Source organism: Limosilactobacillus kribbianus (assembly GCF_026413145.1).
Lineage (GTDB): Bacteria > Bacillota > Bacilli > Lactobacillales > Lactobacillaceae > Limosilactobacillus > Limosilactobacillus kribbianus.
In genome coordinates, this window is record NZ_JAOVYZ010000009.1 from 12,101 (window position 1) to 35,755 (window position 23,655).

Here is a 23,655-nt window from a genome sequence, read left to right on the forward strand (position 1 = left end):
TTAGCGTGACAACGAGTGCACAGCCACGGGCAGAACAGCTTCAGCCCCAAGTCGTTGAGCGATTAAAGCAGGTTTTAAATCATCATGAACTGGCTCACGCCTACCTGCTGGTGGGACCCACCGGCTCGGGCAAAGGAGAAATCGCGCGGTGGCTTGCCCTGCGCCTTTTCTGTTTGCACCCGGTGAACAATGAACCGGACCTGACCTGCGCGGAGTGTCAGCGGATCCTGACTGGCAATCACCCAGACATCGTAACGGCTGCGGCGACGGGGCGGCAGATCAAGGTTGATGAGATTCGCCATCTGAAGGCCGAATTTACCAAGAGCGCGATGGAGGGGAACCAGAAGATCTTCATCATCAGGGATGCAGAGAAGATGACTACCGGAGCGGCCAACAGCCTACTCAAGTTTATTGAGGAACCCGGCCCGGGGGTCTATATCCTGATGCTGACCAGCAACAAGAGTGCCGTTTTGCCAACGATCCGTTCTCGGACCCAGGTGATCGAGATGCAACCCCTGTCGCGGACGGCACTTTTGGAAGAACTAGCCAAGGCGGAGGTCCCACTTGAGCAACGCGCCGTGGCGGTCGGCTTGACCGACTCCGTCACCGAGGTTCAAAATTGGTGTCAGGAAAATTGGCTCGGCCAGGCGATTGCCGGGGTCAGCAAATGGTACAACCAGGTTAGCCAGGGGAACATGCTGGCCTTTGTTTCGGTGCAGACCGTGATCCAAAAACTGGCGACAGACCGGGAAAAGCAGCAGGTGCTCCTCGACCTGATCACCCTGATTTGGCGTGACACCCTCCTGGTAGCCAATGGTGTTACCGGTGCCGATCGACTGCACTTTCTTGGCGCCCAGGCGCAATTGCAGGCGGTGGCCGGTCAGTACACGATGGCCCAGCTGCTGGCGGTCAGCCAGTTAACCTTGGGGATTCGTCACCAGCTCAGTCAGAACATTAACTTTCAAAACATTGTTGAACAATTGACGATTCAGATCGTCCAGACCTTGCGGGGGCAAAAGCATGAGTGAACAAAAAGCAAATGAGAATATTTATGACCGCTTTGCCCAGGTGACCAAGCAGACCCGGGAATTGGTGGCCAATATGGAGCAGCTGCAGAACCAGATTACCGAGGTTCTGGAACAAAACGTGGAACTTTCGATTGAAAACGACCACCTGCGCCAGGCAATCAAGAAGATGAAAAACGTCAACGGGGAGCCGCAGCTGTCGGGATCGCGGCAGAACTTAAAGGAACTCTACCAGCAGGGCTTCCACGTCTGCAGCGAATACTTCGGTAAGCGGCTGGCGCCGGGTGAATCCTGCGCCTTCTGTACCGACGTGATTTTTGGCCACGATCCGGATCAAGCAAAGTAGGTGAAACATGCAACAGATTAGCAGTTTTAAGAATCAAACGGGGGGCTGCCTCTACCTGGTACCGACCCCGATTGGCAACCTCGACGACATGACTTTTCGGGCGATCAAGACCCTTCAAGACGTTGACTTAATTGCCGCCGAGGATACCCGTCACACCCAGCAGCTGCTCAATCACTTTGAGATCAGCACCCGGGAGATCAGCTTTCACGAGCACAACACCGAGCAGCGGATCCCCGAATTGATTGCTAAGCTCAAAGACGGGCAAAAGATTGCCCAGTGCAGCGATGCGGGAATGCCATCGATTTCGGATCCCGGCAAGGAACTGGTGGCCGCGGCGGTCAAAGAGGGAATTCCGGTTGTCCCCTTGCCGGGTGCCAATGCTGGATTGACGGCATTGATTGCCTCCGGTCTGGTTCCCCAACCCTTTTACTTTTACGGCTTTTTAGAGCGCAAGCACCAGCAGCAAGTGACCGCCCTAGAGGAACTGGTTAACCGTCCGGAGACGATGATCTTCTATGAAGCCCCGCACCGCCTGAAGAAGACGTTGGCGACGATGGCCGAGGTCTTCGGAGACGAGCGACCGGCCGTCCTCGCCCGGGAGCTGACCAAGCGCTACGAGGAATTCAGCCGGGGAAGCCTCGGTGAGTTGCGGGACTGGTTTGAAAGCCACGAAGCCCGGGGAGAGTTTGTCGTCCTTGTGGCGGGGAACCCGCATCCAAATAAGCAAGAAGACGCGGGCCAGCCCCAATCGCTTCAGGAACAGATCGACGCGGCGATTGTCGACGGTCTGTCGACCAACGCCGCCATCAAACTGGTGGCCAAGCGTAACGGCATCAAACGTCAGGACCTCTACAAGCAGTACCACAACCTCTAGAAGGGGGATTTAAATGGACTTACAACAAAACAAACAAACCTATGAAATGCCCCACCTTTTGACCTACTACGAGTGTGACGATACCGGTCATCCCAGTCTCAGCATGGTCTTGAGCATGATGACGATGGTTTCCGATGCCCACAGCATGTCACTGGGGATGGATACCGCAACGGTGCAAGCTACCGGAGGCGCCTGGGTGATTACCGCCTATGAGGGAGAATTTACCAAAGAGCAGCCAACCTTTGGCGACACTGTAATTCTGGGTACCCGGGCCCTGGCCTACAACCGCTTCTTCGCTTTGCGGGAGTTTTGGCTAACCGACCCGGATCACCGGATCAAATACGCCCACTTTCGGGCCAACTTTGTCTTTATGAACTTGGAGAAACGGCAGTTGATGTCAATCCCCAACGAGCTGATCAGTCGCTTTGACTCGCCGCAGGAGAAGCGGCTGCCCCGGCTCGCCCGGCCCGCTGAGCTCACGGATCCGGACAAAGAACAGGAGTACCGGGTGCGCTACTTTGACATCGATGTCAACCACCACGTCAATAACGCCCGCTACTTTGACTGGTTGCTAGACCCGCTGGGGAGCCAGTTCTTGCGGACCCACCACCTGACCAAGATGGCGATTAAGTATGAGCATGAGGTTCGTGAGGGCGTCACGGTCACCAGCCGTTGCCAGGAGCTTGATGAACCAAACCAGCTGACCAGTCGCCATGCGATCGTAGTGGACGGCCAGACCTGTGCCCAAGCCGAATTCCACTGGGCCTAAATAATTAGTAAAAGAAGTCATTTCGCGTGAAATGGCTTCTTTTTTATTAATATTTGATCCTTTCACTGTGGTGATAGGGGCGAATGTTCTATAATTGACAATAGATGAAGAATTATCAAGATAGGAGTGGTTGGCGTGAAGAATTCATTGACTGCAGTGATTTATTTGGAGCCTGACCAGGTAAGCCTGCGCATCTTGGAACTCCCCAAGGGCCGGGTGATTAATGACGTCCGTTCGGGAGAATTAATGGTTGGCAGGGGCAACATTGCCAATTATGCCCAGAATATGGAAGCCATTGTGAATAACCTGGAGGGCTTTAAGCAGCTGCTGAAAGATTATCAAGTTGAAGACGTTCATTTCTATGGGGCAATTGAGGACCTCGATCCGGTCGACGCCCGTTACGTCGGTGACCAGTTAGAAGTTCGAACCGGATTGAAGGTGCAGTGGCTCAACAACAATCAGCTGATGGCCCAGACAATGGGCTGCGTTGTAACCATCCTGCCTGAATTCAAGGAATTGAGCAAGCACTGCCTGTACCTGCTGACACTGGGGTTGGACTCGGTAACGCTGGCCTTCTTTCACCACGGCAATTTTGAAAAGCAGTGGGACCTCGATCTCGGGGGTGCCAAGATTAGCCGGCTTGTCCAGCGGCTGCGGCAGACGACCACGAATCCACAGGAAATTATCCAGGACTACATCAATTCCAAACTGGAATACATTGCACCGGAATTGAAGCGGAAGAAGCGGACGGTGCTGCTGATTCAAAACGCACCGGTCCTCAACCATCACTACATTTCGCGGGGCGAACACCTGGCGGAAGTTCCTGAAGCACCATTGGACAAGGCTGACCAGGAGCTAGGCGTGCGGCCGGGCAGCCACGGCGCCTGGATTAGTAGTGCCCTGACCGATGCCCAGCGGCGGGTCAACCTACCGAACTATCTGGTGATTGCTCGGACTGCCCACCTAGTTCATCCGCTGAGCATTTACGTCACCGACATTTCGATGATGGATGGCCTGGTTAATGGGACGATTAACGCAGGGGCCCAGAGCCAGATTAATAAGATGATCCGGACCTCGGCCGACGATATTGCCCAGCGTTACGGGATTGACATGGCCCACCAAGAGTTCGTGACCAAGTTTGCCTGCCAGTTCTTCGACCAATTGCGGCCGATTCACCGGCTGGATAACCACGCTCGCCTGTTGCTGGAGATTGCCAGCAAGGTCGACGACATCGGAAACTTTATTAACCAAAAGGGCCATTACCGGCACTCGGCCTACATCCTGGAGGCCAACCCGTTGATCGGCCTGTCGGACAAGGACAACCAGATTATCGCCGAGGTGGCTCGTTATCACAGCGCCGAATCACCAACGGCCACCCAGGCCCACTACCGGCAAATGGATGATGACATTCAGCTGACGGTGGCCAAGCTGGCGGCCATCTTGCGGCTGGTTGATGCGCTGGATGACTCGCGCCAACAGAAGATTTCGGCGATTAAGCTAAAGCTGACGAGTGATCAGGTATTGAAGATCAAGGCCACGGCCAACGATGACCTGGTCCTTGAAAAGTGGTCATTTAGCAAAAAATCCAAGCTATTCAATGACGTCTTCGGCATTCAGCCGGTATTGATTGAGAGGGGCGAAAACTAATATGTACAAAGATTTCTATAAACCAGAAAACTATGTTAATCGGGAGTTGAGCTGGATCGACTTCAACGGCCGGGTTCTCGGTGAGGCAACCGACACGAACAACCCGTTGCTGGAACGGGCCAACTTCTTGGGGATTACGCAGAGCAACGTTGACGAATTCTTCATGGTCCGGGTGGCTTCCCTCCACAAGCTGGCCGCCGCCAACGTTACAACGACTGATGCTTCCGGCCTGACGCCGCAGGAGCAATTGGACGCCGTCAACGAAAAAGAGCACCGGATGGTTGAGGAACGTTATCGGGTTTACAATCAGCAGATCATTCCCCAGCTGGCAGAGCAAAACATCAATATTCTGCACATCGCCGACCTCGACGACAAACAGTACGAATTCATCCGTCGGTACTTCAACGACGAACTGATGCCGGTGCTGACCCCGATGGCCGACGACAGCTCCCGACCGTTCCCGTTCATCTCCAACAACTCCTTAAACATCGCCGTTCAGCTGCGTCGCGATCCAGAGCAGCGGGCCGAGTCGATGAAGACTAAGGAGATTCTGGAGGGGGACCAGGAAGTCGAACGCCACCAAAATGAGCCGCATGACGATTCCCGGGAGGCCGACATCAAGTTTGCTACCGTCCGGGTCCCAGACATTTACAAGCGGCTGGTGCGCCTGCCGGGTGAGAACAACTTCATCCTGATTGACGAACTGATCAAGGAATTCATGTCCTTGCTCTTCCCGGGTTACCAGATCATCAAGACGGCCACTTACCGGGTGATGCGGGACATGGACCTCGACGTGGCCGAAGAAGATACCTCCGACCTGCTGCGGGCCGTTAAGCAGCAGCTGCGTGATCGGGAGCACGGTCAGGTGATGCGGCTAGAGGTCGAGCACGACATTGACCCGTGGTTGGAAAATCAGCTGATCGACAACCTTCACGTCAGCGAACGGTCCCTTTACCGGGTGGACGGGCCGGTTGACCTGACCTTCCTGAAGAAGTTGTCCGGGATGGTCGACGGCCACGACGACCTGCGCTACAAGCCATACAAGTCCTATCTCAACCCGAAGATGGATATGGATCACAACATCTTCCAAGCCATCCGGGAAAAGGATTACCTGATGCAGCACCCGTACGACAGCTTTGACGCCGTCGTCAACTTTGTCCACCAGGCGGCCCTTGATCCGAAGGTACTGGCGATCAAGATGACCCTTTACCGGGTTTCCGGCAATTCGCCGATCATTAAGTACCTGGGGATGGCCGCCCAGCGGGGCAAGCAGGTCACCGTCCTGGTCGAAGTCAAGGCCCGGTTCGACGAGCAAAACAACGTTCGCTGGGCCCAGCGGCTGGAACAGATGGGCTGTCACGTTATCTACGGTCTGGTTGGCCTGAAGACCCACTGTAAGGTTACCCTGGTCATTCGGCGGGACGAAGATGGCTTGCGGCGCTACATGCACCTGGGAACGGGGAACTACAACGACGTGACCGCCCACTTCTACACCGACATGGGTCTCTTCACCTGCGATCACGAGATTGGCATTGACATGACCAATCTCTTCAACATGCTGTCCGGGTTCGCCCGGCCGCCGTACTTCCGACAGCTGCGGGTTTCACCGGACGGAATCCGGGAATTCATCAACCAGAAGATCGACGAGCAGATCGAGGTGGCCAAGGGCGGCAACCCGGCCCTGATCCGGATGAAGATGAATTCGCTCTCCGACAAGCAGATTATTGCCCGGCTCTATGACGCTGCCGCCAACGGGGTTAAGATCCAGTTAATCGTTCGGGGAATCACTTGCCTGAGAAACGACCTGCCGGAACTGCACGATAATATTGAGGTGCATTCCATCGTCGGCCGCTTCCTCGAACACTCGCGGATTTACTACTTCAAGAGCAACGGTCACGAGGAAATCTACCTGGCCAGTGCCGACATGATGACCCGGAACCTGAACCGGCGGGTGGAGGAGCTCTACCCGGTCAAGGAGGCCGACACCAAGGCCCGGGCCATCCATATTTTGGACGCAATGTGGCGTGACAACACCAAGGCCCGAATCTTGGAAGGGGACCACTACGAGCGGATCGACCATGGGGATGCTCAGCCATTCAATTCTCAGGAATACTTTGTGGCCGAGGCGGAAAAAATGTACAAGCAGGAACACCACCAACGCAAAAACCAGCGGCACCTATCCACGGTCTTTGAGACCCTGAGCAAGCATGTGCCGTCACTGCACCTCGACCACGGGAAGGATGATTCTAATGACTAACAACCTGGCCGTAATTGACCTGGGTTCCAACTCGGTCCGGCTCAAAATCAGTGAGCTGACTAAGGACGGGCAAGCGGTGACTAAGCACTATGAGAAGCGTTACGTCCGCCTGTCATCCCAGATGGGGCCGGAAAAGATCCTGAAGGCTGAACCGATGGACCGTACCGTGGCGGCCCTGCGTGATTTCCGCCAAGTTTGCGACGAATATGACCACGGCCGGATCGTGGCGGTGGCTACGGCCGCAGTCCGCCAGGCCAAGAACCAGCAGGAGTTCTTGGACCGGGTGCAACGGGAGACCGGCTTTAAGTTTCGGGTGATCACCGGCGAACAGGAGGCCTACCTGGATTACGTTGGTGTTGCCCGGACCCTGCCGATTGATCGCGGAATCATCATCGATACCGGTGGGGCCAGCATGGAACTGATCGCCGTTGACAACGGGGCGGCCGAGGAAACGGTCAGCATCCCGATCGGCTCGGTGACCTTGTCGCAACGTTATCAGCTTGGTGACGTGATCAAGGCGGCTGATCTCTTTGACGCCATGGTCGAGGTCGACGAGATCCTGTCCCATCAGCGCTGGCTCAATCGCTTCCGTGATACCCGGATCGTGGCCCTCGGTGGCAGCAACCGGGCCCTTGGTAAAATTTACCGCTGGCGCAATGCCGTCGATGGCAAGGCGGCCCCGATTCACGGGCTGACGATGAGTTCCCAGACGGCCTTTGGGATCATGCATCAGCTGGTCGAGGCTGATCAGGCGACCCGGGCCCAAATGCGGGGTGTCATGAAGGCCCGGGCCGACGTGATCGTCGGTGGCCTCTTGCCGCTCTTGGCCTTGATGCGCCAGCTGGCGATCGATAGCGTCAGCTTTAGCAACAACGGCCTGCGGGAGGGGATCCTCTTCAAGTACGTTGAACACGCCTTTGACATGGACAATTTGGAAACCCTCTAAGACAGCTAAATGAAGCGGCTTCAATTTTACGTAATTTTTACTAAAATTTACTCGCCGGGGCTGAAAAACTGTGCTACAATGCCTAGTGAAAGATAAAAACACTAGCTGGTTAGATCGGTTAGGCTGTCGATACGAGGAGGAATTTGGAATGGCAATTTTAGTTGCTGGTGGTGCCGGTTACATCGGTTCCCACATGGTCAAGGATTTAATCGAACATGGTCAAGACGTCGTTGTGGCCGATAACCTGTCAACGGGTCACCGGGACGCAATCAATCCGAAGGCAAAGTTCTACGAAGGTGACATTCGGGACCGGAAATTCCTGGACAAGGTTTTTGACAGTGAAGACATCACGGCGGTTGTTCACTTCGCCGCTTTCTCCATTGTTCCCGAATCAATGGAAAAGCCGCTGAAGTACTTTGACAACAACACTGGTGGGATGATTACCCTGCTGGAAGCAATGCGTGACCACCACATCAAGTACATTGTCTTCTCATCCACGGCGGCAACCTATGGTGTTCCAGAACACATGCCGATCAAGGAAACCGACCCACAGAAGCCAATCAACCCATACGGCCTGTCCAAGCTGATGATGGAAAAGATGATGGCCTGGGCCGACAAGGCATACGGCATCAAGTTCGTTGCCCTGCGGTACTTCAACGTTGCCGGGGCTGCTCCTGACGGCACGATCGGTGAAGACCATGGCCCTGAAACCCACCTGGTTCCAATCATTCTCCAAGTTGCCCAGGGCAAGCGCAAGGAACTGAGCATCTTCGGTGACGACTACAATACCCCAGATGGCACCAACGTCCGTGATTACGTTCACGTCATGGACCTGGCTGATGCTCACATCTTGGCCCTCAAGTACCTGGAAGCCGGCAATGAATCCAACGCCTTCAACCTGGGTTCCTCCACTGGCTTCTCCAACAAGCAGATGCTGGAAGCAGCCCGCGAAGTTACCGGCAAGCCAATCCCGGCCAAGATGGCTCCTCGTCGTCCCGGGGACCCCGACTCACTGGTCGCTGCTAGTGACAAGGCCCGGACGATCCTCGGTTGGAAGCCAAAGTATGATGACGTTCACGATATCATCGCGACTGCCTGGAAATGGCACTCCACTCACCCAAAGGGCTACGATGACCGCGACTAGTCCGCGTTAAATAATAGTAAAACTCCGCTGCTGAAATTTGGCAGCGGAGTTTTTTATTCTCAAATTGTTCCGGCCGATCAAACATCAGCGACGAAGTGGGCCAGTTGTGATAAGATGTTAGGTGTGATTGAAAGGACGTGCAAACAACAATGAAAGTCTTAGCGATTGATACCTCGAACCACCCGATGAGCGTTGCCCTGGTGGAAGACGACCAGCTGCTGGCCACCACGACGCTGAATATGGTTCGCAACCATAGTATTTATCTAATGCCGACCATTGACCGGCTCTTTAACCTGGTTAAGTGGCAGCCGGCAGACATCGACCGGATCGTCGTTGCTCAGGGTCCTGGCTCCTATACCGGAATCCGAATCGCCGTCACCACGGCCAAGGTCTTGGCTGACACCCTCAACGTGGAACTGGTGGGTGTTTCCAGCCTGGAAGTCGTTGCCCGCAACGTCCTGCCAACGACGACGGCGATCATCGTTCCCTTCTTCGACGCACGCCGGGGCAATGTCTTTGCCGGGGCCTACCAGTGGAAGGACGGCCAGCTGGTCAACCGGATTGAAGACCAGCACCTGGGGATGGCGACCCTGCTGGACCAGCTGGCAGCAGTTGACCAGCCCGTCGTCTTAGTAGGGCACCTGACTAAGCGGATTGAAGACCAGTTTGAATCCCTACCGGACAATGTTACCCTGGCGCCGCGCGCTTATGGGATTCCATCGACCTATCAATTGGCACTGGCGGGCGAAAACCGGCCAGCCGTCAAAGAAATTGATCCATTCGTGCCACATTACCTCCGGATTACCGAGGCCGAGGCAAACTGGCAGAAGCTTCACCCGGGCGAGACCCGTCAGAACTATGTTAGAGAAGTTTAAACACTGGTGCCGCTTCAAGTTCGAGGGGAACCGGTGGCCGCTGTTGGACTTTGCCCGGCGCGTGGTAATGATCAATGGCCGCCAGTACGTGGTTCGGATGGCTGCCGAGGATGACATCCAAAAAATGGTCGACATCGAACGGGCTATTTACGGGGAGGAACCCTGGAGCTACGCCGCCTTTCAAATCGAGCTGCGGCGGCCCCACGATCGGCTCTACCTGGTGATTGTCGATGACGGCTTGGTGATCGGCTTTATCGGCATGTCGGTCGACTGGTTCAAGCTCGACCTGCACATCACCAACTTGGGTGTAACCCCCGGCTACCAACAGAAGGGGATTGGAACCTACCTTGTGAGAACGGCGATTAACTATGCCCGCCACACCCAGCTGCACTCGGTCAGTCTGGAGGTGCGGGTTCACAACTTGGTGGCGCGTCAATTGTACGAGCACCTTGGTTTTCGTGAACGACAAATCAAGCACCGCTATTATCTCGACAATCATGAAGATGCGGTGGATATGGAAGCAGACCTATTGAAAAAAGGGGAATCAAAGTAATTATGGCAGAACGTACGCTGATTTTAGCGTTTGAAACCAGTTGTGACGAAACAAGCGTGGCCGTGATCGAGAACGGCACGAAAATTTTGAGTAATGTGGTGGCCACTCAGATTGATAGCCACCAGCGCTTCGGGGGCGTGGTGCCCGAAGTCGCCAGCCGCCACCACATCGAGTGGATCACACGGTGCATCGACCAGGCCTTAGATGAGGCCCAGGTCGACTACGATGACATTGCGGCCGTAGCGATTACCTATGGACCGGGACTGGTCGGTTCGCTTTTGGTCGGGGTCACGGCGGCCAAGGTGATCGCCTGGGCCCACCACCTGCCGTTGATTCCGGTCAACCACATGGCCGGCCACCTCTATGCGGCCCGCTACGTTGGTGAATTCAAGTATCCGCAGATGGCCCTCTTGGTTTCCGGCGGCCACACCGAACTGGTTTACATGCCCAAGGAACACGAGTACGAGATCATCGGTGAAACTCGTGATGACGCGGCTGGCGAGGCTTATGATAAGATCGGCCGGGTGCTGGGCGTCAACTATCCGGCCGGCAAGACGATCGACCAGTGGGCGGCCCAGGGTGAGGACACCTTCCACTTCCCGCGGGCAATGGAGAAGGAGGCTAACTACGACTTCAGCTTCAGCGGACTGAAGAGTGCCTTCATCAACACGGTCCACAATGCCGACCAGCGCGGTGAAACCCTCAACAAGTACGATCTGGCCGCCAGCTTCCAGCAGAGTGTCGTCGACGTCCTGGCGGAGAAAACAATGCGCGCATTGGATCGCTATCCGGTGAAGCAGTTGATCCTGGCCGGCGGGGTGGCCGCTAACCAGGGGCTGCGCAAGCGCCTCGACCACGACATGGCCAAGTACCACCCGGAGGTTTCGATGCTCCAGGCGCCACTGAAGCTCTGCGGTGACAACGCGGCGATGATTGGCGCGGCCGGCTATGTCAACTACCGTCACGGCGATCGCGCCGGAATGGACCTCAATGCGGTCCCCGGCTTGATGTTTAAGCGAATGGAAGTTGAATAAAAATCAAAAGGATGTTCATGGTGTGAGTCATGAACATCCCTTTTGTAGTTATTTATAAAAATTAATACTATCAACTTCAAAGTAGTTTTTCCATGCAGCTAGGATGAAATTGTAGTTTTGAGTAATAAAGAAGCTAAGGCGTTTAATTGACTTGCGTGATAGTTCGGCATGATTATTTGCTAATTCTACAGAACCATCTTTTAATAACCAGAATTTTGTGGATTGGTTTGACGGCCTTTTGACTGAAACATGAACATGAATTGGTTCACCACTTTCGTTGGACCAAAAATATATACAATATCCTGCAAAGTTAAATAAGTTAGGCAAGCTCAACACCGCCCTCTTTGGCGAATTCAACAATCAGCTTTTCATTTTTGGTGAGGATTTCTTCGTTCAGCTTGGTTTCGCTTGGTGTAAAGCCATCATTAAAGAGAACCTTGTGTGAAGGCAGTGAGTAGCGTGCCTCCTTAAATCCCCAGTCAGTTGGCTGCTCAAAGTTGACGTGGATCGTCTGATCGGGTTTGACTTCCGAATAAGTGATGATTAAATGGTTTGGAAATTCGGCGTACGGGTATAACATTTCGAACCCTCCTTTGCTTAGCCTTATTTTAGCATGGTTTTGCGATATTATATGTAAATTGGCACCCGATAAATCCGCAGATTTATCGGGTGCCAATTGTGACTTTTGTGCTATTTTTCGCCGTTGGCCTTGTTGACGGCGTCGATCACGGCATAGCGGAGGCCGTGCTTCTCCAGGGCCTCGACGCCCCGGATGGTGGTGCCGGCCGGCGAGGTGACCTGGTCGCGCAGCTCGGCTGGGGTCTTGCCGGTGTCGTAGGCCAGGGTACCGCTGCCTTTGACCATGCTGGCGATCAGTTCGTAGGCGGTCTGCCGGTCAAGACCGAACTTCACCGCGGCGTCGCTCAGCGCGTCCATGAAGACGTCGACGAAGGCCGGGCCGCAACCGCCGACCACGCCGACGATGTCTAGCTTGTCCTCGCTGACCGTGACAATGTCGCCGAGCTGCTCAAGGACGTGGTTGATGATCGGTTGTGCGGCCGTTGCATCATCATGCGGCAGGGCCAGGCCAATCGTTCCGGCGTTGACGGCCACCGGAGTGTTGGGAATGATGGTGGCAATCGGGTTATCCGGCAGGGCGGCCTTCAGCTGTTCCTGGGTAACACCCGCGGCCGCGGAGATGACGACCGTCTTCGGATTCAGTCCATTGAGCTCCCGGGCTACAGCCACCGTGATCTTGGCTGGGGTCGTGAGAATCACCACGTCCGGTTGGGCCTTGACCACTTCCGCGGCGGTGTGAAAGAGGGTGAAGTGGAGCTGGTCGGCAAGCTTGCTGACGCGGGGGTTGGTCGGGTTCATCCCACTCACCTCATCGACGCCGCTGTTTACAAGTCCTTTGACGATGGCGCCGCCCATGTTGCCGACGCCGATAATTGTTACTTTCATGTTGAACTTCCTTTCTATTGCCGAACCTGACCGTTACCGGTGATTTCATACTTAATGGTGGTCAATTGATTCAAGCCCATTGGCCCGCGGGCGTGGAGCTTCTGGGTACTGATGCCGATCTCGGCCCCGAAGCCGAAGACCCCGCCGTCCGTGAAGCGGGTCGAGGCGTTGACGTAGACGCAGGCGGAGTTGATCCGCTGCTGGAATTCCTGGCCCCGGGCTATGTCCTTGGTGACGATGACCTCGGAGTGGTGGGTGCTGTGGTGGTTAATGTGCTTGATGGCCGCATCCAGTGAGTCGACCACCTTTACCGCCATGATCAGGTCGTTGTATTCCGTATCCCAGTCCGCAGCGCTTGCTTCCTGCATGGCGGGAACCAGCTGGCGGGCGCGCTCGTCACCACGGAGCTGGACGCCGTGATTCATCAAGGCCTGGGCAATTTGTGGCAGGAACTTCTCCGCCACGTCCTGGTGGATCAGAAGCTTTTCGGCGGCGTTGCAGACGGATGGTCGCTGGACCTTGGCGTTGACCGTAATGTCAGTTGCCATCTGCAGGTCGGCATCCCGGTCGATGTAAACGTGGCAGTTGCCGGCCCCGGTCTCAATCACCGGCACGGTTGCCGTCTTGACGACCCGCTGAATCAGTCCTTGACCGCCCCGGGGAATCAGGACGTCAATGTAGTCGGTCAGGTTCATCATCTCCTGGGCCAGCTCGTGGCTGGTGTCCTCAATCAGCTGAACGGCATCTGCGGGCAGCTGGCGAGCGGCCAAAGTTTCGCGCAGAATCTTGGCCAGGGCGATGTTGGTACGGATTGCTTCCTTGCCGCCCCGCAGGATGACCGCGTTGCCGCTCTTAAAGGTCAGTCCGGTGGCGTCGACGGTGACGTTTGGCCGGGCCTCGAAGATGATACCGATGACGCCGAGTGGAACCCGCCGCTGGAGAATCTGCAGGCCATCCGCGTTGATCCAGCCCCGGTCGATCCGGGCAGTCGGGTCGGCCAGGCCCGCAATAGCGCGTAGGCCGTTTGCCATGTCAGCGATCCGCTGGGCGTTGACCAGCAGACGGTCAGTGAACTTCTTCGGCATTGCCGTGGCATTTGCCATATCTTCTTTATTGGCGGCGATGATCTCGTCTTGATGACTGTCGAGGGCGTCCGCCATGGCGTTTAAGGCTGCGTTTTTGGTGGCCGTGTCGAGCTGGGATAGAATATCTTCGGCAGCCTGGGCTCGCTGACCAATCTTAATTAATTCCTGATTCATAAATGATTCCTCCTTTGCGTTCTACTTGCCAAATCGAGTGCCGACCGCTTCGCCCTTGACGACTTTGAAAATGATCCGGGGATCGGCGCCGGAACAGAGAACCATCTGCTGGTGGTGTTCCATGGTGGTGGCGGCGGCGTGGAGCTTGGTGACCATCCCGCCGGTGCCGAAACGAGTGCTGGAGCCGCTGGCGGCCGCCTTAAGCTCCGGCGTCAATTCCTCAACCCGGCGAATTGGCTGGGCATCGGGATACTTGTGGGGATCCTTGTCGTAAAAGGCATCGATATCCGAAAGCACGATCAGCAGGTCGGCGCCGATTCGGGTGGCCACCAGGGCCGACAGCTCGTCGTTGTCACTGAAGGTCGTATGGTGGTCCAGCTCGTCGACCGAGACGGGGTCGTTTTCGTTGATGATCGGCACTACCCCGTCGTCCAACAGGGTCGAGATTGTATTAAGGACGTGCTGACGGCTGACGGGGAAGTGGAGCACGTCGCGGGTCAAAAGCAGCTGACCGACCTGAGTTTGATAATCGAGGAAGCGCTGGGAATAGATCCGCATTAATTCGGTCTGCCCGATGGCGGCTAGGGCCTGTTGCTTGGCGATCGGCTTGGGGCGTTCCCGCAGTCCCTGACTCGCCAGGCCAACCCCCATCGCCCCGGATGAGACCAGCACCATTTCATAGCCCTGATGATTGAGGGTCGCCAAGGTGAAGGCCAACCGGTCGATGGCACGCAGGTTGGTTTGGCCATTAGGCAGGATCAGACTGCTGGTCCCGACCTTGACGACGATTCGTTGCTTTTTTTCTGCCATTGGGCAAATCCCTCCTTAAAACAAAAGCACGCCCTTAATCGAGACACCAGTGACGGCGTTACCATTCTCGTTTAAAGACGTGCTTTACTCTTTTTCTAAAAATTTATTTACTTGTTAGTTCGTTGTGGCTTGGATTCGGTATTGGTGGCGGGGCTTGCAGCCGATGACCCCGCTCTCTGGTCTGACCTACTATGACCACACGCTTAGTTTACCGTCCCGATGATTTATTTGTCAAGTCTGAGAATTGATTAAAATTATGTTAGAAAACTATTGACTTTTTCTTAATCGTTAATTAGAATAAGCGACAACAAGTTAAGAGAACGTCAGTCAGATGAGTAGCGGTGGCGCAATTTTCAGAGAGTTCCTGGGCGGTGCGAAGGGATAGTTGCCAGCCGTGAAGATGGTCTGCAAAAATGACGCGCCGGCGAGGCTTAGCTGAGCTGGCGACGGGGTGGTAGCCGTTACCAGTACCGGGAGTTGATTGACTCCACGAGGCCGTCCGTGTGAGCGGGCGGCGAACTAAGGTGGCACCACGGGAAAGAGCACTCGTCCTTAAATATAAGGATGAGTGCTCTTTTTTGTTTGAGGTGGAGAAAATGAGTTTGAAAGTGGCCCTAGCACAGATTGACATTGCCTTTGCAAACCCGCAGGCCAACGCGGCCAAGGTGGCGGCCTTTACCAAACAGGCGGCCCAGGACGACGCGGACGTGGTCGTCTTCCCGGAGATGTGGAATACCGGTTACGCCCTGGACCAATTGGACCAGCTGGCCGACCCGGACGGCGCCCAAACCCGGGAGCTGTTGAGCCGCCTGGCGCGCCAGTACCGGATCAATATCGTCGGCGGTTCGGTTGCTACTAAGCACGGTAACCAGTTTTACAACACGACCTTGGTCTACGACTCAACCGGGCAGGCGGTTGTTTCCTATGACAAGGTGCACCTCTTTGGCCTGATGAAGGAGGACCAGTACCTGACCGCCGGGGACCGGGAGAACTTCTTCCGCTTGGCGGGCGTGCCAAGCGCCAGCTTCATCTGCTACGACCTGCGCTTTCCAGAATGGATCCGGACGGTGGCCCGCCACGGGGCCGACGTCCTCTACCTGCCCGCGGAATGGCCGGCCGTGCGGATCCCGCAGTGGCGGATCATGCTGCAGGCGCGGGCGATTGAAAACCAGGCCTTCGTGGTGGCGGTCAACCGGGTTGGGGACGATCCCGACAATCACTTCGACGGCCACTCATTGGTGATCGACCCGCTGGGGAAGATCATCGCCGGCGACGGCAGCGGCGAACGGCTCTACTTCGCCGATTTAGATTTGGATGAATTAAAAGCAGTACGGGGACCGATCCCAGTCTTCTCGGATCGGCGGCCGGACCTGTATCGTTAGGGAGGAAGATCATTATGAAATTTGAACAGTCAGACTTACTCAATCACTTACCGAAACAATTCTTTGCCAACCTGGTCGCCAAGGTCAACGCCAAGGTGAACGCCGGGGTCGACGTGATCAACCTCGGCCAGGGGAACCCGGACAAGCCGACGCCGGACTACATCGTCCAAAGCACCCAGAAGTGGGTGGCCGACCCGGCCTGCCACAAGTACTCCCCGTTCCAGGGCCTGCCGGAATTCAAGAAGGCCGCGGCCAAGTTCTACCACGAAAAGTACGGCGCCGACATCGACCCGAACTCGGAAGTCGCCATCCTCGGCGGGTCCAAGATTGGCCTGGTCGAACTGCCCTGGGCGCTGATGAACCCCGGCGATACCTATCTATTGCCGGATCCCGGCTACCCGGACTACTTCTCCGGTGCGGCCCTCGGCGAGGTTAACTTCGAGACGGTACCACTCCTGGAGGGAAACGACTTTTTGCCGGACCTGGACGCCATTCCGGAAGAGACGGCCAAGAAGGCCAAGTTCTTCTACCTGAACTACCCGAACAACCCAACCGGTGCGGTGGCGACGAAGGAGTTCTATGAGCACCTGGTTGCCTGGGCCAAGAAGTACCACGTCGGCATCATCTCCGACTTTGCCTACGGGGCAATCGGCTTCGATGGCCAGCAGCCGATTAGCTTCATGCAGACGCCGGGAGCCAAGGAGGTCGGGATCGAATTTTACACCTACTCCAAGACCTTCAACATGGCCGGCTGGCGGATCGCCTTTGCGGTCGGCAATTCCGACATCATCGGGGCGCTGAACCTGATCCAGGACCACCTCTTCGTCAGCCTCTTCCCGGCACTGCAAAAGGCGGCCATCGATGCACTGACCGCGCCGGAGCGGGATGAGGAGATCGCTAAGATCGTTGCCCGTTACGAAACGCGGCGGAATGCTTTCGTGGGTGCGGCCGAAAAGATCGGCTGGCACGCCTTCAATCCGCAGGGGACCTTCTACGCTTGGATGCCGGTGCCGAAGGGCTACACCAGCGAACAGTTCGCCGACCTGCTGCTGGACAAGGCGGGCGTGGCCGTGGCGCCGGGGAATGGCTTCGGTGAGCACGGTGAGGGCTACGTTCGGATCGGCCTGCTAATTGAACCGGACCGGTTAAAGGAGGCCGTGGACCGGGTCGCAAAACTGCACTTGTTTGATTAAGAGGGGGAAATGAGAATGACTTTGAAATATACTGTATTAGGTGCTGGCGCCATGGGACTGCGCTTCGGGGTTCTGCTCCAGGAACTGGCGGGGGCCAAGGTAGACTTTGTTGATAACTGGGCACCCCAGGTGGAAACGATTCAAAAGCAGGGCGGGGTATACGTTTCCCGTGATCACGAGGGCCGCCACCTGGTTCCGATCAACATTTATTCGCCTGAGGACTATGCTGGCGATCCCGACGTCTTCATCGTCTTTGCCAAGCAGATGACCCTAGATGACCTGCTGACCCGCAGCGCCCACTTCTTCCATCCGGATCATCAGTACGTCTTCTCTGGTATGAACGGGATGGGGCACATCGAAAAATTAAACCGCTACTTCCCGAAAGAACACGTTGTTGCCGGAACCTGCCTGATCGGGACTGTCCTGAATAAGGCGGGGGATGTCGACTTCATCGGTAAGTCTGGCGCGGGCTCGATCAACCTGGCACCCCAGGTTGGCGAACCGGACGCGCGGGTCAAGGAGATCGTCGCCGATTTCACCACGGCCAATATCAATCCGCACTTAAACGACAACTTCTACGGCACTCTGCTCACCAAGGTAGTCTTCAACTCGGTAATCAACACGATCTGCACCCTCTTTGAAATCCAGATGGGTCAGTTCATCGACTACGATGGTGCCGAAAAGCTCGGCAAGCAACTGATTAACGAGGCCTTCGACGTGGCCGAGCGGACGGGTATCCAGCTGCTGTCCACCCGGGAGGAAGAATGGCAGACGATCAAGTACGTCAGCTCCGTCACCAACCCACTGCACTACCCATCGATGTACCAGGATATGTCCAAGGGACGGGCAACCGAGGTTGATTACATCAACGGCTACATTTACGACCTTGGCAAGAAGTACAATTACGAGGCCAGCACGCACGACTTCCTGCGTAACCTGGTCCACCTCGCGGAAAACACCCGGAAGTTTAGAAAATAATTTTGAATAGGCACCAAAAGGGATCAAGCAAGTCAAATTGCTTGATCCCTTTTTGTAGATTCTACTATTGATTTTCCTGGTCGAATTCCTCGAGCTTTTCGGCGGCCTCGGTCCAGGCCAGTTCGACCTCGTCCGACTTTTCCTTGGCGGCGTCGAGCTCCTTTTGCAGGTCGGTTAGTTTGCCGATGTCGGTGGCGATTTCCGGCTGGCTCATCTTTTCTTGGATTTCCTCCTGCTTGGTCTCTAGGTCGGTCATCTCAGCCTCGAGCTTGTCGACCTGGCGCTGCAACTTGCGCCGGGCCTTCTGGGTTTCCTTGCTCTGCTGGTAGGATTGTTTGCCTTTGGAAGGCTGGCTGGCCGGCGTTGGGCCTGCCGGATTGTCCTGCTGTTTGGTTGAAGCAGCCGCGGCCCGCTTTGTCTGTTCGGCCAGGTAGTCATCGTAATCCCCTTCGTAGTGGGTGATGCCATCCTTTTGCATGTCCAACACGTCGGTGGCCACCTGGTTGATGAAGTACCGGTCGTGGGAGACGAAGAGGACCGTCCCGGTGAACTCGTTGATGGCGTTCTCGAGGACCTCCCGGCTGTCGATGTCCAGGTGGTTGGTTGGTTCATCGAGGATCAGGAAGTTGATCGGCTTGAAGGAGAGCTTGGTCAGCTCCAGGCGGGCCTTTTCACCCCCGGAGAGCTCGTGGACGACCTTGTAGACATCATCGCCGACGAAGAGAAAGCTGCCGAGCAGGGAGCGAATGTCTTTTTCCGGGACTTCGGGGTGCTCGTCCCAGACTTCATCGAGGACCGTCTTGTCGGGATGGAGCTGCTGCTGTTCCTGGTCGTAGTAACCGATGTCCAGATTGGCCCCGAACTTGACCGTCCCGCTGATCAACGGAATCTGGTGCAGGATTGACTTCAAAAGGGTCGACTTCCCAATTCCGTTGGGGCCGATGATCCCGATCCGCTGCGGCTTGCGAACGGTGAAGGAGAGTGGCCCGGCCAGGACCTGCTCATCGTAGCCGACCTTGGCGTTTTCCACGTCGAGGACCTCGTTGCCGCTGTCCTTGTCACTGTGGAAATGAAAGTGGATCGACTGGTCGTCGGTTTCGGGTCGGTCGAGCCGGTCCATCTTTTCCAGCTGCTTGCGCCGTGCCTGGGCCCGCTTGGTGGTCGAGGCCCGGACGATGTTGCGGTTGACAAAGTCTTCCAGCTTAGCAATCTTTTTTTGCTGCTGGTCGTAGTGCTTCCATTCGGTCTTTAGACGCTCCTGCTTGTGGGCAACGAACTGGGTGTAGTTGCCGGTGTAGTGAAGCAGGGTTCGGTTGTCGAGATCGTAAACGTCGGAAACAACGTGATCGAGGAAGTACCGGTCGTGGGAAACCACCAGCAGGGCACCCTGGTAGCTCTTCAAATAGTCTTCCAGCCAAGCTAAAACATTCATGTCGAGGTGGTTGGTCGGTTCGTCCAAAATTAACAGCTGGGGGGCCTGGAGGAGAATCTTGGCTAGGGCCAGCTTCGTCTTTTGTCCCCCGGACAGGGCGTCGACCGGCGTGTCGTAGTATTCTTCCCCGAAGCCAAAGCCCTTCAGGATTCCCCGCATCCGGGATTCGTATTCAAAGCCGCCACGCTTTTTGTAGTCGTTCTGCAGACGGTCGTATTTGTTCATCACCTGCTGGTAGCGCTCGTCGGCAGGGTCAATGTCCGCAAGTTCGGTTTCGAGCTGGTGAATCTCGTCCTCCATGGCGTGAAGGGGTGCAAAGACCAGGTCGAGTTCGGCCCAGATGTTGTTTTGGCTATCGAGCCCCTGGTCCTGGGCCAGGTAGCCGATCGTCAGGTCGCGGACTTTGCTGATTGAACCCTCATCAGGGGTGGTGATGCCGGCAATCATCTTCAGCAGGGTGGTCTTCCCGGCACCGTTGCGGCCAACCAGAGCGGTCCGGCCGTGGTCCTGGATCTGCATGTTGATATTGTGAAATAAAACGTCGGCCCCAAAGCGGCGCATGACGTCATTGGCTTGTAATAGTATCATTGAAGAAACCTCATTAATATGGATATAATCTACCATAATAAATTCTTATCTATTCTTATCTATTCTAACAGATTTCAAGAAATTTATAAAAAATGCACTTTTTATTGTGGATCGGTTCACAAAACCGCCGAAGGTTGCTAGAATGTATTGTGATGTGAATTTCACAAAGTATCAAAATCGAGCTGGTAATTTGCTCAACAATAAGCGTGAGAGTCAAGAGTAAACGATCAGTGATAGGGGGATAATTATGCCAACTAAAAAAATACCACGCGCAACTGCCCGGCGGTTGCCAATCTACTACCGTTACCTTACCGTTCTGATGAGTGCGAATAAACAACGGGTCTCCTCGACGGAACTGTCCGAAGCCGTCCAGGTCGACTCAGCGACGATTCGGCGGGACTTCTCCTACTTTGGTGAGTTGGGGAAGCGGGGCTACGGTTACGATGTGGCCAGCCTGCTCAAGTTCTTCAAGGGGATCCTGCACCAGGACTCCTTGGTCAGCGTGGCCTTAGTCGGGGTCGGGAGTCTGGGAAGTGCTCTGCTAAACTACAACTTCCACCAGGATACCAACCTGCGGATCAGCGCCGCCTTCGACACGAAGCCGGAGATGGCTAACACGGTCAAGAGCGGGATTCCAATCTACCCGGCCGAAGAAATGATGACCCAATTAAAGGAACAGCAGATTGACGTGGTGATCCTGACGGTGCCGGGTGCCAAGGCCCAGAAAGTTACCGATCAGCTGGTTGAATCCGGGGTCAAGGGGATCCTGAACTTTACGCCGGTCCGTCTGTCCGTGCCGAAAAACGTTCAGGTGCAAAACATTGACCTGACGAATGAATTGCAGACCCTGATCTACTTCATTAAGAACTATTCTGACGACAATAAATAAGAATAATCAAACGTCCCGCAAGCCTAGTGCTGCCGGGGCGTTTTCTTGTTTGGTCAAAAAATAGTCAAATTTGGTCAAACTTTTTATTGCAATTCGGGCAAAAGATGTTATAGTAATAACTGTGGTTAGCACTTAAGCACAGTGAGTGCTAAAGTGACAAAATTAAATTTAACAAGATGGAGGGATTAACGTGTTAAAACCATTAGGAGACCGCGTTGTTCTAAAAGCTGAAACTGAAGAAGAAAAGACGGTTGGCGGAATTGTCCTGGCATCCAATGTCAAGGAAAAGCCAACTACTGGAAAGGTTATTGCCGTTGGTGAAGGTCGGACCTTAGACAACGGGCAAAAGCTTGCTCCAGCTGTTAAGGAAGGTGACCGGGTACTCTTTGATAAGTACGCCGGCAACGAAGTGGAATACGACGGGGAAAAGTACCTGGTCGTTCACGAAAAGGACTTAGTCGCAGTGCTCGACTAGTTCAAACCACATTCATTACGAAATTAAAACGAAAAAATAATTATCGATTCGATGAGGTGACAATAAATGGCAAAGGAAATTAAGTTTGCTGAAGACGCACGGAACGAAATGCTCCGCGGTGTTGACAAATTAGCTGACACGGTTAAGACGACGATGGGTCCTAAGGGTCGTAACGTTGTCCTGGAACAAAGCTACGGCAACCCAACCATCACGAACGATGGTGTAACGATTGCCAAGAGCATTGAACTGGAAAACCACTTCGAAAACATGGGTGCTAAGCTCGTGAGCGAAGTTGCTTCCAAGACCAACGACATTGCCGGTGACGGGACCACGACTGCTACCGTTCTGACCCAGGCAATTGTCAACGCCGGGATGAAGAACGTGACTGCCGGTGCTAACCCAGTTGGCATTCGTCGCGGGATCGACAAGGCGACCCGGGCAGCCGTTGAAGCTTTGAAGAAGATGTCACACGATGTTAAGACCAAGGATGACATCGCCCAGATTGCCTCCATTTCTGCTGATAACAAGGAAGTTGGTAAGCTGATTGCCGACGCCATGGAAAAGGTTGGTAACGACGGGGTGATCACTCTGGAAGACTCCCGTGGTGTTGACACCAGCGTTGACGTTGTTGAAGGGATGAGCTTCGACCGTGGCTACATGTCTCAATACATGGTTACGGATAACGACAAGATGGAAGCCGACCTCGACAACCCATACATCCTGATCACGGACAAGAAGATCTCCAACATCCAGGACATCCTGCCACTGCTGCAAAGCGTTGTTCAGGAAGGCCGTGCTCTCTTGATCATTGCCGATGACATCACCGGTGAAGCTCTGCCAACCCTTGTTTTGAACAAGATTCGTGGGACTTTCAACGTGGTTGCTGTTAAGGCTCCTGGCTTCGGTGACCGGCGGAAGGCTCAACTCCAAGATATCGCCGTTCTGACCGGCGGGACCGTTATTTCCGACGACCTGGGCATGAACCTGAAGGACGCTACCGTTGGTCAATTAGGTCAATCTAACAAGGTTACGGTTACTAAAGACGCTACCACGATCGTTGATGGTGCCGGTGCCAAGGAAGCCATCGCTGAACGGGTTGACCAAATCAAGCAGGCCATCTCCAAGACGACTTCTGACTTTGACCGTGACAAGCTCCAAGAACGGCTGGCAAAACTCTCCGGTGGGGTTGCCGTTGTTCGGGTCGGTGCTGCTACCGAAACTGAAATGAAGGAAAAGAAGTACCGGATTGAAGACGCCCTGAACGCTACCCGGGCTGCCGTCCAAGAAGGATTCGTTCCTGGTGGTGGTACGGCACTCGTAAACGTTCTGCCTGCCCTGGACAAGGTTGAAGCAACCGGTGATGAAGCAACTGGTGTCAACATCGTTAAGGACGCCCTGGAAGCACCTGTTCGTCAGATCGCCGAAAACGCCGGTGTTGAAGGCTCCGTCATCATCAACCAACTGAAGAGTGAAAAACCTGGCATTGGTTACAACGCTGCTGATGGCAAGTTCGAAGACATGGTTGAAGCCGGAATCGTTGACCCAACCAAGGTTACCCGTTCCGCTCTGCAAAACGCTGCCTCTGTCTCCGCACTGCTGCTGACGACGGAAGCCGTTGTTGCCGACAAGCCTGATGACAACAAGAACAATGCCCCTGCTGCTCCACAAGGCGGCGCTGGCATGGGCGGCATGATGTAATCTCTGCCGTTGCGTAA

23 protein-coding genes are annotated in these 23,655 nt (G+C 55.1%); 17 read left to right on the forward strand and 6 right to left on the reverse strand.

Going from position 1 to position 23,655, the window contains the following annotated elements:
- Positions 1–5 precede the first annotated feature (5 nt).
- The 11 genes from holB (at position 6) to tsaD (ending at position 11,470) form a co-directional block, all read left to right on the forward strand.
- Entirely contained in the window at positions 6–1,028 is a 1,023-nt protein-coding gene (gene holB / locus OCT58_RS03475; protein WP_267201460.1) for a DNA polymerase III subunit delta', read from the forward strand.
- Complete coding sequence (locus OCT58_RS03480; RefSeq protein WP_267201461.1) at positions 1,021–1,371, forward strand: DNA replication initiation control protein YabA; 351 nt, start codon at positions 1,021–1,023, stop codon at positions 1,369–1,371. The genes holB and OCT58_RS03480 overlap by 8 nt, the downstream gene beginning before the upstream one ends.
- Positions 1,372–1,378: 7 nt before the next feature.
- Positions 1,379–2,245 (forward strand): 16S rRNA (cytidine(1402)-2'-O)-methyltransferase, encoded by an 867-nt coding sequence (rsmI, locus tag OCT58_RS03485; protein WP_267201462.1) that lies wholly within the window; start codon positions 1,379–1,381, stop codon positions 2,243–2,245.
- A 13-nt stretch (positions 2,246–2,258) separates the two neighbouring features.
- A complete protein-coding gene (locus OCT58_RS03490; protein ID WP_267201463.1) occupies positions 2,259–3,014 on the forward strand; it encodes an acyl-[acyl-carrier-protein] thioesterase in 756 nt (251 codons plus the stop codon).
- Positions 3,015–3,149: 135 nt separating this feature from the next.
- Entirely contained in the window at positions 3,150–4,661 is a 1,512-nt protein-coding gene (locus OCT58_RS03495) for an exopolyphosphatase (RefSeq protein ID WP_267201464.1), read from the forward strand.
- A gap of 1 nt (position 4,662) precedes the next feature.
- Complete coding sequence (locus tag OCT58_RS03500) at positions 4,663–6,918, forward strand: RNA degradosome polyphosphate kinase (RefSeq protein ID WP_267201465.1); 2,256 nt, start codon at positions 4,663–4,665, stop codon at positions 6,916–6,918.
- A complete protein-coding gene (locus tag OCT58_RS03505) occupies positions 6,911–7,864 on the forward strand; it encodes a Ppx/GppA family phosphatase (RefSeq protein ID WP_267201466.1) in 954 nt (317 codons plus the stop codon). The genes OCT58_RS03500 and OCT58_RS03505 overlap by 8 nt, the downstream gene beginning before the upstream one ends.
- Positions 7,865–8,012: 148 nt before the next feature.
- Positions 8,013–9,008: a UDP-glucose 4-epimerase GalE gene (galE, locus tag OCT58_RS03510; RefSeq protein ID WP_267201467.1), complete on the forward strand. Its 996-nt coding sequence runs from the start codon at positions 8,013–8,015 to the stop codon at positions 9,006–9,008.
- Positions 9,009–9,157: 149 nt separating this feature from the next.
- A complete protein-coding gene (gene tsaB / locus OCT58_RS03515) occupies positions 9,158–9,883 on the forward strand; it encodes a tRNA (adenosine(37)-N6)-threonylcarbamoyltransferase complex dimerization subunit type 1 TsaB (protein WP_267201468.1) in 726 nt (241 codons plus the stop codon).
- On the forward strand, positions 9,867–10,436 hold the full coding sequence (gene rimI, locus OCT58_RS03520) for a ribosomal protein S18-alanine N-acetyltransferase (protein WP_267201469.1): 570 nt from the start codon (positions 9,867–9,869) through the stop codon (positions 10,434–10,436). The genes tsaB and rimI overlap by 17 nt, the downstream gene beginning before the upstream one ends.
- A 2-nt stretch (positions 10,437–10,438) precedes the next feature.
- The gene (gene tsaD / locus OCT58_RS03525) at positions 10,439–11,470 is read left to right on the forward strand and encodes a tRNA (adenosine(37)-N6)-threonylcarbamoyltransferase complex transferase subunit TsaD (protein WP_267201470.1); all 1,032 of its coding nucleotides are present in this window, start codon (positions 10,439–10,441) and stop codon (positions 11,468–11,470) included.
- A gap of 48 nt (positions 11,471–11,518) precedes the next feature.
- Here the strand turns inward: tsaD and OCT58_RS03530 are convergent, their stop codons facing one another.
- From OCT58_RS03530 to proB, 5 genes are all read right to left on the reverse strand, one after another.
- Positions 11,519–11,806, reverse strand: coding sequence for a DUF4160 domain-containing protein (locus OCT58_RS03530; protein WP_267201471.1), 288 nt, complete (start codon positions 11,804–11,806; stop codon positions 11,519–11,521).
- Complete coding sequence (locus tag OCT58_RS03535; RefSeq protein ID WP_267201472.1) at positions 11,790–12,050, reverse strand: hypothetical protein; 261 nt, start codon at positions 12,048–12,050, stop codon at positions 11,790–11,792. The genes OCT58_RS03530 and OCT58_RS03535 overlap by 17 nt, the downstream gene beginning before the upstream one ends.
- A gap of 110 nt (positions 12,051–12,160) precedes the next feature.
- Positions 12,161–12,934 (reverse strand): pyrroline-5-carboxylate reductase, encoded by a 774-nt coding sequence (proC, locus tag OCT58_RS03540; RefSeq protein WP_267201473.1) that lies wholly within the window; start codon positions 12,932–12,934, stop codon positions 12,161–12,163.
- Positions 12,935–12,948: 14 nt separating this feature from the next.
- Entirely contained in the window at positions 12,949–14,193 is a 1,245-nt protein-coding gene (locus OCT58_RS03545; RefSeq protein WP_267201474.1) for a glutamate-5-semialdehyde dehydrogenase, read from the reverse strand.
- 21 nt (positions 14,194–14,214) lie between these two features.
- Positions 14,215–15,003 carry a glutamate 5-kinase gene (proB, locus tag OCT58_RS03550; protein WP_267201475.1) on the reverse strand — a complete coding sequence of 263 codons (789 nt, stop codon included), beginning with the start codon at positions 15,001–15,003 and terminating at the stop codon, positions 14,215–14,217.
- A gap of 596 nt (positions 15,004–15,599) precedes the next feature.
- Here proB and OCT58_RS03555 point away from each other — a divergent pair.
- Genes OCT58_RS03555 through OCT58_RS03565 form a run of 3 tightly spaced genes read left to right on the forward strand, consistent with a single transcriptional unit; the run spans position 15,600 to position 18,556 of the window.
- Positions 15,600–16,385, forward strand: coding sequence for a carbon-nitrogen family hydrolase (locus OCT58_RS03555; protein WP_267201476.1), 786 nt, complete (start codon positions 15,600–15,602; stop codon positions 16,383–16,385).
- 14 nt (positions 16,386–16,399) lie between these two features.
- A complete protein-coding gene (locus OCT58_RS03560) occupies positions 16,400–17,578 on the forward strand; it encodes a pyridoxal phosphate-dependent aminotransferase (RefSeq protein ID WP_267201477.1) in 1,179 nt (392 codons plus the stop codon).
- Between the two features lie 15 nt (positions 17,579–17,593).
- Complete coding sequence (locus OCT58_RS03565) at positions 17,594–18,556, forward strand: ketopantoate reductase family protein (RefSeq protein WP_267201478.1); 963 nt, start codon at positions 17,594–17,596, stop codon at positions 18,554–18,556.
- A 64-nt stretch (positions 18,557–18,620) separates the two neighbouring features.
- Here OCT58_RS03565 and OCT58_RS03570 read toward each other — a convergent pair whose 3' ends face one another.
- Positions 18,621–20,576 (reverse strand): ABC-F family ATP-binding cassette domain-containing protein, encoded by a 1,956-nt coding sequence (locus OCT58_RS03570; RefSeq protein WP_267201479.1) that lies wholly within the window; start codon positions 20,574–20,576, stop codon positions 18,621–18,623.
- Between the two features lie 247 nt (positions 20,577–20,823).
- Between OCT58_RS03570 and OCT58_RS03575 the strand changes: the two genes are divergently transcribed.
- The 3 genes from OCT58_RS03575 (at position 20,824) to groL (ending at position 23,638) form a co-directional block, all read left to right on the forward strand.
- Complete coding sequence (locus tag OCT58_RS03575) at positions 20,824–21,465, forward strand: redox-sensing transcriptional repressor Rex (protein WP_267201480.1); 642 nt, start codon at positions 20,824–20,826, stop codon at positions 21,463–21,465.
- Between the two features lie 190 nt (positions 21,466–21,655).
- Entirely contained in the window at positions 21,656–21,940 is a 285-nt protein-coding gene (gene groES / locus OCT58_RS03580) for a co-chaperone GroES (protein WP_047769278.1), read from the forward strand.
- A 66-nt stretch (positions 21,941–22,006) separates the two neighbouring features.
- On the forward strand, positions 22,007–23,638 hold the full coding sequence (groL, locus tag OCT58_RS03585; RefSeq protein WP_267201481.1) for a chaperonin GroEL: 1,632 nt from the start codon (positions 22,007–22,009) through the stop codon (positions 23,636–23,638).
- The last annotated feature ends 17 nt before the right edge of the window (positions 23,639–23,655 follow it).

Coding starts and splice junctions, on each gene's coding strand:
- OCT58_RS03480 (WP_267201461.1), top strand. CDS start 1,021: ATGAGTGAACAAAAAGCAAATGAGAATATTTATGACCGCTTTGCCCAG.
- rsmI (WP_267201462.1), top strand. CDS start 1,379: ATGCAACAGATTAGCAGTTTTAAGAATCAAACGGGGGGCTGCCTCTAC.
- OCT58_RS03490 (WP_267201463.1), top strand. CDS start 2,259: ATGGACTTACAACAAAACAAACAAACCTATGAAATGCCCCACCTTTTG.
- OCT58_RS03500 (WP_267201465.1), top strand. CDS start 4,663: ATGTACAAAGATTTCTATAAACCAGAAAACTATGTTAATCGGGAGTTG.
- OCT58_RS03505 (WP_267201466.1), top strand. CDS start 6,911: ATGACTAACAACCTGGCCGTAATTGACCTGGGTTCCAACTCGGTCCGG.
- galE (WP_267201467.1), top strand. CDS start 8,013: ATGGCAATTTTAGTTGCTGGTGGTGCCGGTTACATCGGTTCCCACATG.
- tsaB (WP_267201468.1), top strand. CDS start 9,158: ATGAAAGTCTTAGCGATTGATACCTCGAACCACCCGATGAGCGTTGCC.
- rimI (WP_267201469.1), top strand. CDS start 9,867: ATGTTAGAGAAGTTTAAACACTGGTGCCGCTTCAAGTTCGAGGGGAAC.
- tsaD (WP_267201470.1), top strand. CDS start 10,439: ATGGCAGAACGTACGCTGATTTTAGCGTTTGAAACCAGTTGTGACGAA.
- OCT58_RS03535 (WP_267201472.1), bottom strand. CDS start 12,050: ATGTTATACCCGTACGCCGAATTTCCAAACCATTTAATCATCACTTAT.
- proC (WP_267201473.1), bottom strand. CDS start 12,934: ATGAAAGTAACAATTATCGGCGTCGGCAACATGGGCGGCGCCATCGTC.
- OCT58_RS03545 (WP_267201474.1), bottom strand. CDS start 14,193: ATGAATCAGGAATTAATTAAGATTGGTCAGCGAGCCCAGGCTGCCGAA.
- proB (WP_267201475.1), bottom strand. CDS start 15,003: ATGGCAGAAAAAAAGCAACGAATCGTCGTCAAGGTCGGGACCAGCAGT.
- OCT58_RS03555 (WP_267201476.1), top strand. CDS start 15,600: ATGAGTTTGAAAGTGGCCCTAGCACAGATTGACATTGCCTTTGCAAAC.
- OCT58_RS03560 (WP_267201477.1), top strand. CDS start 16,400: ATGAAATTTGAACAGTCAGACTTACTCAATCACTTACCGAAACAATTC.
- OCT58_RS03565 (WP_267201478.1), top strand. CDS start 17,594: ATGACTTTGAAATATACTGTATTAGGTGCTGGCGCCATGGGACTGCGC.
- OCT58_RS03570 (WP_267201479.1), bottom strand. CDS start 20,576: ATGATACTATTACAAGCCAATGACGTCATGCGCCGCTTTGGGGCCGAC.
- OCT58_RS03575 (WP_267201480.1), top strand. CDS start 20,824: ATGCCAACTAAAAAAATACCACGCGCAACTGCCCGGCGGTTGCCAATC.
- groL (WP_267201481.1), top strand. CDS start 22,007: ATGGCAAAGGAAATTAAGTTTGCTGAAGACGCACGGAACGAAATGCTC.